Raw genomic sequence first — 8,490 nt, 5'->3', positions numbered from 1 at the left:
AATCGTAACTACGCCGGCGCATTAAGCAAATAAGGCCCAAAAACGCGAAAATACGAAAATACGCGCAAAGGGCTTAAAATTTTCGCTTATTTATCTTTAAACTCAAATTTAAGCTATTTGTCATAAAGTCGTCTAAATTTGCTTCTAGCTCTTAAAAATACAAGCTTGATTAAAATTTACCGAATTTTAGCAGCAAGGCTCGGTCTATTTGCGCGAACCGAAAATAGCGGTAAATTTAAAGTCGGTTTTTGGATATAGGCAATAAACTCAGCCCCGCAAGCGAGGCTAAATTTAATAAAATTTCAAAAGTTATTTTGCGATGAACGCATTTTTTAGCACGTCTTCGATGATGTCCACGGGTAAAATTTGCATATCGTTTTTGACGTCTTGCGGGATATCGCCCAGATCGCGTTCATAGTTTTTGCGCGGTATCAGAGCGGTTTTGATACCGGCCTTATGCGCGGCTATAAGCTTTTCTTTTAGCCCGCCGATGGGCAGCACGCGGCCGCTTAGCGTGATCTCGCCCGTCATCGCTACGTCGCTTCGCACTTTGGTATCCGTTAGGATCGAGGCGATTGCCGTCACCATCGTGATACCCGCGCTCGGCCCGTCTTTTGGCGTAGCGCCCTCGGGCACGTGGATGTGCAGATCGTAGCGGCGATAAACTTCGCTAGGGCTTAGCTCTTTTTTCACGCCGTCTTTGACGTCTTCCGGTAGACTCGGGATGATTTTAGAGGGCACTTTTATCTTTTTAGCGTCGATCAGCACTTTAACGAGGCTAAATGCAATATACGCGCTCTCCTTCATAACCTCGCCCAAAGACCCCGTTATCTGCAGGCCGCCCTTGCCTTGTATGCGTATGGCTTCGATCTTTAGCACGTCGCCGCCCACGCTCGTCCACGCTAGCCCGTTTACCTGGCCGATCTGCGGCTTTTTGTCCGCATGCTCGATCTCATAAACCTTCTTTTCTAAAAATTCGCTTAAATTTTTAGTCGTTACGGTTATCTTTTGCGCCTCGCCCCCCAGCAGCCTTTTTGCCGCCTTTCTAAAGATATCGGCCAGTCGGCGGCGCAGGTTTCGCACCCCGCTTTCTCGCGTGTAGTCTGAGATGATGAGGCTTAGCACGTCTTTGCCTAGAGTCACTTCGCCGGGCTTTAGGCCGTGTTTTTTTAGCTCTTGAGGGATTAGATATTTTTTAGCGATCTCAAATTTTTCCTGCGGAGTATATGAGCTAAGCTCGATAAACTCCATCCTGTCGCGAAGTGCCGGCGGTATGGCGCCGACGTCGTTTGCCGTCGCGACGAAAACAACCTTGCTCAGATCGATATTAAAATTTAAATAATAATCCCTAAATTTGTTATTTTGCTCGGGATCCAGGATCTCTAGTAGCACCGCCGTCGGGTCGCCGCGAAAGCTCCTACCGACCTTATCGATCTCGTCTAGCACGATGACGGGGTTCATCTGTTTTGCCTCTATCAGCCCCTGCACGATGCGGCCCGGCATCGCGCCTATGTAGGTGCGGCGGTGCCCGCGCAGCTCGTTTACGTCCTCAAGACCGCCCAGTGCCACGCGCACTAGCTCGCGCTTTAGCGCCCTTGCTATGGAGTTTGCCAGGCTCGTTTTACCGACGCCCGGAGGCCCCGCAAAGCATAAAATCGCTCCGTTATTTACCTTGCCCGCGACTCCTCGTAACTGCAAAAGCTCGCGCAGAGCAAAGTACTCCTCTATCCTATCCTTTGGCCTTTCAAGCCCGTAGTGATCGGCATTTAGCTGCTTTGCGACTTCCTGCACGCTTAGTTTTTTATTTGCCGTATTTTCAAACGGTATTTCGATTACCCAGTCCAGATAGCTTTGTATCGTGTTTGCGTCGGCAGAATCAGGATGTATGCGCGATAGCTTGTCGATTTGTTTTTTTATCTCCTTATACGCGTCCTCGCCCATAAATTTCTTTTTAGCTTCCAGCTTCTTACGGTACTCCTCGATCTCCTCCTCGCGGCTGGTATCTGAGCCCAGTTCTTGCTGGATCTGCTTTAACTGCTCTTTTAGAAAGTACTCTTTATTTACCTTATCTATTTTTGAGTGAGCCTTGTTTTTTATCTCGCGCTGGAGTTTATTTGCCTCGATCTCCTCGATAACGTAGTCGATGAGCTTTAGCAGCTTTTGCTCCAAATTTTCCTCGATAAAAAACTCGTACGCCGTTTTTTTCTTTAGTCTTAGCGAGCTTAAAATCAGATCGCAAACGCGGCTAGGTTCGGCGCTCTCTTCTATCGTTTTTAAAAGATCGGGCGGGAAAAAGTGGCTAAGCGCGGCCAAATCTCGCACCTTTTCGCGAAGCACTGTTAGTAGCGCGTCGCTTTTAGTATTTTCGGGTCTTTTTTCGTGTAGCACGTCTACGACCGCTCGCAGCGGCTTTTTACCCACTTTTGAGACTATGCGACCCTTGCTCGTACCTTGAAATAAAATTTTTACCCTGCCGTCCGGTAGCGGCACTCGCCTCATCACGGTGCCGATGACGCCCGCATCGTATACGGCGTCAAATTTCCTAGCACCTTCGTTTTGCGCCTTCGTCGGCACGACTAGGATGGGGCTCTGCGACTCGAGAGCCAAATTTAGCGCTTCGATATTTTCCTCGTCGCTTAAAAAAAGCGGCGTGATCATAAAAGGATACAAAAACAGCTCGTCTTCTACGATGACGGGTAGCTGCGCAGGGAACATTTTTGATTCGTAAATTTGCAAATTTAGCTCCTACTCAAACATTTTTCTATACCAAGGAAGCTGCGGAAGCACGATATTTGCATCGTTTAGAGGCGAGGCTTGCACCTTTTCTTTATAAATTTGCGCCGACTCGTCTCTGCCAGTGCGCTCGTATAGATCGGCTATTTGCACGTCTAGGTTGTAGATAGCGAGTTTAAATTTAACCAGCATAGTTTCGATCAGCGGGCGATACTGCGTGTTTGGATAGACGTAGAGAAATTTTTCTATCTCGGCGATACTGTCTTGCATTAGCTTTTGGTTGCGATTGGGTTGCGAGAACGAATCAAAATTCGCCTTTATCTTCAGATACTGCGCAAATTCGCTCCTAGGGCCGTTATCGCCGTATCTTTTGAGGTATTCGTCTAAGTAAAAATTCGCCATCAAATACTCTTCGTCGTTAGCGTGAGCTTGGGCTAGGATGAGTAAAATTTGCTCCAAAAGCGGGCTAGCTACGTGCTCGCTAGACATCGCCGTGTAGTGCTTATCGGCGCTTTCTAGGTCGCGATTTTTTATATCGCCGATGATCTCGGAGTACCACTGATCGGGCGTTAGATTATATAGCTCCGTGTATTTATCGGCACAACCGCCGATTAAACAAACAAAAAAAATCGCAGATAAAAATTTAATCGTTTTTTTCATACGTTCCCTTAAATTTAAATTTTTCAGACGGTTTATTTTACCATTGTTTTTGTTGCTTTTGGGTAAATTTCGGTTTTATTTATGCTTAAAAATAGAAAAATTTGGGTACAATTGCCTAAAAAGTAAATGTATAATTAAGGAGACGTATATGGTTTTTCAGGTTAAAAGCCCTATTTTGGGCTTTGAACATATCAAAAGCTACGAGCTAAAAGAGCTTGATCAATTTTTCGTAAAGCTTCAAAGCAAGGACGACGAGACGTCTTTTACAGCCATAAACCCATACGCTTTGAGAAATTACGAATTTGAAATACCTACGTACTATCAGGAGCTAATGGATATAAACGACCAAAGCGAGCTAAGGATTTATAATATCATGGTAGTAAGCACCCCCATCGAGACTTCGACGGTAAATTTTATCGCCCCTATCGTTTGCAATATGACAAACATGACGCTTTCGCAGATAGTGCTTGACGCGTGGACGTATCCGATGTATAAACAGGCAGAAAAAATTTCGGATTTTATAGAAAAATGAAAGTATCTTTTGTTGGTTTAATATATTTTAATATTTTTGATTGTATATATAAGATTTATAATACTAACAATTTCTTATGTATATTAAGAGTAACTTATAAGATTTGAGGCATATTTTGAACAACTCTAATATAATAGAAAAAAACAGTAATTGCCATAATTGTATTCAGTGGAGATGGAGAAAAGGCGTGTCTCTTGTTGAGCTAGTTTTGTCAATGATTATAGTAAGCATAGTGCTAATGGGTGTACCAACACTTCTAAATCAGTCAACAGTAGCAGATAAAACGTCGATAGTTCAATCAGTTATTATAGACGCCCAAGAAATAATGACATTAGTTTTAAGGGCTCCATATGGATGTGGTGAAGAAATAATCGGTGGCGGCCACGGACTAGGTGGACAAACGGTGACACCCGTCTTTAATTATGACGATACCTCTCATCCAGGGAAAGATTTTTATGATATAAACGGTATCTCAAAAGCAAACAGGAGAATATTTGTATCTAGAGGACCGAATGACTCTTGCGCAACTACTGGCGAATCAATACCGGAACTAGATATAGACTCTACAAGTACTGTTACAACATCATCCTTGGTGTCAGAAATTTCAAAAAAAGTAGAACACAAAACAATAGACGATAGTATAGATAATAACGTATGGAAAATTACAATAGAGCTCTTTGCCCAAGATGATAAAAAAACTGAAAGTGACAAAAAAGATCAAACAAGAGTAGTCTTAAATAGCTTTGTTGCCAATATAGGAGATAGACCAATGATACAAAGCAAGGTATGGTAAAAGATGAAAAAAGCATTTACATTATTAGAAATAGTGATAGTTATCGTAATAGTCGGTATTCTAGCATACTTCGGCGCAGAACTAACCGTAAAAATTTATAACGGCTATTTTCATTCAAGGACCATCAATTATTTGACTACTCAAACAGATTTAACCTTAGAAATAATTGCAAAAAGGCTTGAAAATAGAATACACCAATCCGTTATAAGCAGAACATCTGGTACGGAATTCACTCATATTAGCTTCAGACCCACAAGCCATACTATAGCCAATAAAGACAATATCTTAGAGTGGATAAGCTATTCATATGAGAGCTTCCAAAATGGCGGTTGGAGTGGCTTTATTGATATTGATGGCCCAAATACCAATAAAACAGCTAGAACCATTTCAACTCCTGGAAGCAATCTCTGTTGCAAGACCGATACCGGCGAGCTATATAATTCAGCAAAATATACCATGGCTGATTTAACGGACACAAATGGAAAAAAAATAGATTTTTCTTCAAACTATACCGTTGGGATGATATTTCGCTCCAATGAAGTAACAGGCAATATTAAAAATAGTTTCGGCTTTGATCACTCTACTTTTGCTGCAAATAGTGTTGTAAAAGTAAAGGCAAAATCTGACGGTAGTCCAGTGCTTGAAGTGGATAGCGCAGATATAGGAAAAGTAAATAAAATTTATGAACAATACTATTTGGCTCACACCGCATACGCCATAGTACCGGTAAATCCAAAAGATGGAAGAAGTGATACAACCCCTGATGATGGTAGATTTGATATATACCTACACTACAATTACAGACCATGGCTAGGGGAAAAATATAATGACACAAATACCCCAAAAGCATTACTAGCAAGTGGAGTTAAAGGTTTTTCATATAAAGCATTAGACAATACAATCATACTACAACTTTGTATGACTGATATAAGGTTGCCGATAAACGAGGCGTCACTAGAGGAAAATATAGTTTGTAAAAGAAGGGCGGTGCTATAATGAGAAAAGGCTTTAGTATGGTTACAGCTATATTGTTTATGGTGCTCGTCTCAACTTTGGGAGTTACGATGTTAAAACTTTCAGTAGAATCCGTGAAGACGACTGGCGATATATATTTAAAAGAACAGGCCGCTTTTCTACTCAGAAGCGCAACAGAAATAGCAATAGCAAAAATTATATTAAATCCAAATAAAATTGCCAATAGTAGTAATTGTTTCAAAAATCAGACCATTTTAAACGAAAAATACTCACTGGGTGGATTAGATATATTTAATATAAAAGTTGTAGCGTCTAAAGTTTTTGGTAAGATAGGTGATTGCAACAACTTCACGCCAATAAGTACTTCAGAATCAGCAGGAACAGTTGTACTTGATACATATATAGAAATCATTCCAGCAGCAATGAAAATAACAAATAGCGGAAAAATAAGACTTCACAGAAGAACAATACAAAAACTATAAAACCAATCAAAGGAGGAGAAATGAACACAAGTATTGTTGGGAAACAATTTGATCTAACCGATCCTATAAAGGAATACATAGAAAATGCCTTCGAAGCTATCCTAAAATACAATCTTGATATAATTTCAGGAAAGTGTGTCGTATCGGCGGACGAAAAAAATGGCAGAAAAGGCTTTTGTGTAGAATTTATCCTAAATTTGGCAAAAAAAGACACTATCGTCATTCGCCACAAAGATAAAGATTTATACGCTTGTATTGATCTTGCAATAGATCGAGCGTCAAAAGTTCTCCGTAGAGAGCACGATAAAAATACTACTATCAAAAATAAAGATGACGAAAAGGCTATTAGGAACGCTATCGCAAACGAAGTATCCAGTGAAATAGATATTGACGACATCGTACCTATGGAACTTGAAATATATAAACCTCTTGAAATAGAAGAAGCACTATTCAAACTCAAAAGCAGTGATGCACAGTTTTATGTATTTAATGATATAGATGCAAAAATGAGGGTTTTATATAAAAGGTCAGATGGTAAATTTGGACTATACTAATACAAAATTAAGGCGAGCTTAGCTCGCCTTTGATGCTATTACAGAATATAAGGGTGTCTTATTACTTATCAAAAATCAATCTATAAAATTTAATAAGCAAAGGAAATAAAATTATTACAACATTTTAATATAAAATACTTGCATACTATAACTACTGATAATGATTTAAAATAATCAGAAAATTGCGTTATCAAATTTTAAAACATCTATAAAAAATAAGGCCCAATGAGATCCAAGCTAATTTTTAGTCACTGCTCCTTTTTATTACTCATATAAGACCCTCTTATTTATTTAAAAAATAGCAATACAGCTTTTTATAAGAACATCGCGTCGTCAATGCTTTTTATATATCAATACTGTTTGTATTCCAGCCCTACCACTCTTTATTCACAGCTTATTACCATTCTTTAGATAAAGTAAGAAATTGTCTTTCTCTTAACTTTTGCGCAGTCGTTATCATTGCGCTATGCTTAATGAGATCTCTTTAAATTTAGCTAATCTATAATTTAGGCAATGGCTACAGGAAAACTAAGTTATTTAAAGCGTATATCTATAAAGTAGAGTTTATAATAACAAACAAGCAAAGCCGCTTATGAAATAATTTTTCTATAAAAATAGTCCTGTTATATCTATTAAAATTGATAAGATTTTTAGAGTAGTCAAATGGATGGGTGGGGTAGCTATAAACCCGACTAAGTTTCGTTCAAGTTATTTGATTATACTTGGTTAGACATAAATTCGGCCGCCCCACAGTAAAAAACAGGATGGGGATTTTATCCCCCATCCTATCACCACTGAAGTCTCCTGCTAGGTCTTTGTATTGTCATACTACCATTATTTTGCTCTAGAGCGTTATCTACAGGTACTATTCTTTGGCTGTTCTTACCTTTATTATCAAAGAGTTGTCCACCCCACTCATTTGATAGATAGAAGTTGATGGTAGAAACCATCGACGTAGCCAGCGGGTTGGTCGAGTATATCAGCCAACTATCGGCCAATACCTCTACTTTTTCTGTGCCCACTATAATTATTGGGGATGTTACTTTTAGACTATCCTCAAAATAATTCACGCTTCTAAAGGTAATATTTAACGGATTATTTGGATATGTCGCACTTGGTAAAACACTGTTTAATGAGTTATAACCTTTTATTTCTCCTAGAACCGCGCTATCATGCTTTTTTGTAGCATACCAGTAGTTTTCTCCGGTAATAGGTGTATTTATTTTATCTATATTATATTTTGTCGCATCACAATCCTTGCAGTAAATGGTATAGTATGCTAAATGTTCGAAACTTTTTGTATTATAGTATTCTCCATTTGGCAAAAATGCCCTACCGTAATAAAATTTTAAAACTCTGCTTCGATCGGTAGGCGTCTGGAAGTATGACGGTATATTCTGGTTTCCTATTATGTTGTACTCTTTTTGCTTATTCTCCCCGGATATAAACAACAAATCGGTATCTATATCAAATGGATTTCTAGCATATCGATTATCCCTCTTGAAGTTAAATTTCATCCAGACTCCCTCTTTTTTATCGCCGAGCTTTGCTATAGGAGCGCTTACAGGCACTACACCATTTACAAAGGCCTTTTGCGATATCGTATAGCTCGAGTCGTCTATATTGAGCGGATTGTCTTTGGTTACATCTTTTGCGTCAGGATCGGCAAAAAATACCATATCTTCAGACTTAGGATATCTGCTAGTTCTATCCTCGTCGTTTGCGGTAAAGTCACCGTGATAAACACCCCTACTAATATAC

General features: G+C 39.6%; 8 protein-coding genes. 5 read left to right on the top strand and 3 right to left on the bottom strand.

What is annotated here, in order from left to right; genetic code table 11:
* Positions 1-309: 309 nt before the first annotated feature.
* Positions 310-2,736, bottom strand: coding sequence for an endopeptidase La (gene lon / locus RYL88_RS09340; RefSeq protein ID WP_314990824.1), 2,427 nt, complete (start codon positions 2,734-2,736; stop codon positions 310-312).
* Positions 2,737-2,745: 9 nt separating this feature from the next.
* A complete protein-coding gene (locus RYL88_RS09335; protein WP_314990822.1) occupies positions 2,746-3,393 on the bottom strand; it encodes an outer membrane protein assembly factor BamD in 648 nt (215 codons plus the stop codon).
* A gap of 148 nt (positions 3,394-3,541) precedes the next feature.
* On the opposite strand from RYL88_RS09335, the gene fliW reads away from it, so the two are divergent.
* The 5 genes from fliW (at position 3,542) to raiA (ending at position 6,729) form a co-directional block, all read left to right on the top strand.
* Entirely contained in the window at positions 3,542-3,925 is a 384-nt protein-coding gene (gene fliW, locus RYL88_RS09330) for a flagellar assembly protein FliW (protein ID WP_295142897.1), read from the top strand.
* 115 nt (positions 3,926-4,040) lie between these two features.
* On the top strand, positions 4,041-4,718 hold the full coding sequence (locus RYL88_RS09325; RefSeq protein ID WP_314990821.1) for a prepilin-type N-terminal cleavage/methylation domain-containing protein: 678 nt from the start codon (positions 4,041-4,043) through the stop codon (positions 4,716-4,718).
* A gap of 3 nt (positions 4,719-4,721) precedes the next feature.
* On the top strand, positions 4,722-5,714 hold the full coding sequence (locus tag RYL88_RS09320; RefSeq protein WP_314470312.1) for a prepilin-type N-terminal cleavage/methylation domain-containing protein: 993 nt from the start codon (positions 4,722-4,724) through the stop codon (positions 5,712-5,714).
* A 68-nt stretch (positions 5,715-5,782) separates the two neighbouring features.
* Positions 5,783-6,175, top strand: coding sequence for a hypothetical protein (locus tag RYL88_RS09315; RefSeq protein WP_314990820.1), 393 nt, complete (start codon positions 5,783-5,785; stop codon positions 6,173-6,175).
* Positions 6,176-6,195: 20 nt separating this feature from the next.
* Positions 6,196-6,729, top strand: coding sequence for a ribosome-associated translation inhibitor RaiA (gene raiA, locus RYL88_RS09310; protein ID WP_314990819.1), 534 nt, complete (start codon positions 6,196-6,198; stop codon positions 6,727-6,729).
* 788 nt (positions 6,730-7,517) lie between these two features.
* On the opposite strand, the gene RYL88_RS09305 is transcribed toward raiA, so the two are convergent.
* On the bottom strand, positions 7,518-8,490 hold a 973-nt coding region (locus tag RYL88_RS09305; RefSeq protein ID WP_314990818.1), incomplete at its 5' end, for a hypothetical protein.

Origin of the sequence: uncultured Campylobacter sp. (assembly GCF_963517995.1) — a bacterium.
GTDB lineage: Bacteria > Campylobacterota > Campylobacteria > Campylobacterales > Campylobacteraceae > Campylobacter_A.
This window is presented reverse-complemented; position numbering and strand designations above follow the sequence as displayed.

Excerpts from the sequence above, each read along its gene's own strand:
- RYL88_RS09320 (WP_314470312.1), top strand. The coding sequence starts at position 4,722 with ATGAAAAAAGCATTTACATTATTAGAAATAGTGATAGTTATCGTAATA.
- fliW (WP_295142897.1), top strand. The coding sequence starts at position 3,542 with ATGGTTTTTCAGGTTAAAAGCCCTATTTTGGGCTTTGAACATATCAAA.
- RYL88_RS09335 (WP_314990822.1), bottom strand. The coding sequence starts at position 3,393 with ATGAAAAAAACGATTAAATTTTTATCTGCGATTTTTTTTGTTTGTTTA.
- raiA (WP_314990819.1), top strand. The coding sequence starts at position 6,196 with ATGAACACAAGTATTGTTGGGAAACAATTTGATCTAACCGATCCTATA.
- RYL88_RS09315 (WP_314990820.1), top strand. The coding sequence starts at position 5,783 with ATGTTAAAACTTTCAGTAGAATCCGTGAAGACGACTGGCGATATATAT.